The 1,307-nt window shown below is 52.8% G+C and carries 1 protein-coding gene; it reads left to right on the forward strand.

From position 1 onward, the window contains the following. The coding region (locus G9G53_RS25605) for an AMP-binding protein (RefSeq protein ID WP_165150874.1) at positions 1-1,307 on the forward strand (1,307 nt) is incomplete at both ends.

The following is a 1,307-nucleotide window of genomic DNA, read 5'->3' on the forward strand; positions in this document are numbered from 1 at the left end:
ATTCAGGCCCTAACAGAGCAGAAACAGGACCTGGTGAACCATATTATGGTGTTTGAAAACTACCCGGTGGAACAGCGCATGGAGCAAATGGGCAGTCGTGGCACGAATGGCTTTACGATTGCAAATGCTTCCGTGTCGGAGCAAACGAACTATGATTTCAACATTACGGTTGTGCCGGGCGATGAAATTCATGTCCATTTGGAGTACAACGCGCAAGTATTGGAACGCACGGCTGTAGAGCAAATCCGCGAGCATTTGCTGCATATGATTGAAGAAGCGATTAACCGACCAGATGCGCTGGTAGATGAACTTGAGCTGGTGACTGCTGCGGAAAAAGCAAAAATCATCGATGGTTTTGGATCCGTGGGCGTAGCTGCATGGAGTGATGAAAAGCAATCAGAAGGGTTGTTCCACGTCTATGTGGAAGAACAAGCGCAGCTTGTGCCGGATCATGTGGCAGTGGTATACGAGGAGCGGCAGCTTACGTACCGCGAGCTGAACGAGCGTGGGAATCAACTTGCTCGTAGATTGCGGAATGAAGGCATTGGGCGTGAATCCATTGTTGGTATTTTGAGCGAGCGATCGGTGGACATGATGGTCGGCGTACTGGCGGTATGGAAGGCCGGCGGTGCATACGTGCCACTGGATGCAGATTATCCATCCGAACGTATCCGCTTTATGCTCGAGGACAGCGGCGCTACGGTGCTGCTTACGCAAACAGGTTTGCAGGAACGCGCGCAAGCATGGCTGGAGGAGAGCCGACAGGTCTTGGCCGGTGGGCAGTCTGAGGGCGAGTTGGAAATAGCGGCTGGCGCTGAAACGATGGAAAGAGGCAGCCTGAGTGAAGGCGTAAGTTTTAAATTAGATTCGAGTTCTGACAACGAAGAAGCATCCGAACTGGCAACAGGGCTGCGTCTGCGTACTGTATTGGCGCTGGACGATGAGTCGTTGTACACCGGAGATGCCACGGATGTGGAACATATCAACGAGCCGCAGGATCTGGCATATGTGATCTACACGTCCGGTACAACGGGACGTCCGAAGGGTGTCATGATCGAGCATCACAGTTTGGTAAACACAGCTGTGGCATACCGACGGGATTACCGTTTGAACCAGTTCCCGGTACGGCTGCTGCAACTGGCAAGCTTCTCCTTCGACGTGTTCGTCGGCGATATCGCGCGGGCGCTCTATAACGGTGGCACGATGGTCATCTGCCCGAAAGACGACCGCATTGATCCAAGCCGTCTGTATGGCTGGATTCACGATTATCAGATTACGGTGTTCGAATCCACACCGGCTTTAATCGT

The organism is Paenibacillus sp. EKM206P (assembly GCF_011066155.1).
Classification (GTDB): Bacteria; Bacillota; Bacilli; order Paenibacillales; family Paenibacillaceae; genus Paenibacillus; species Paenibacillus polymyxa_D.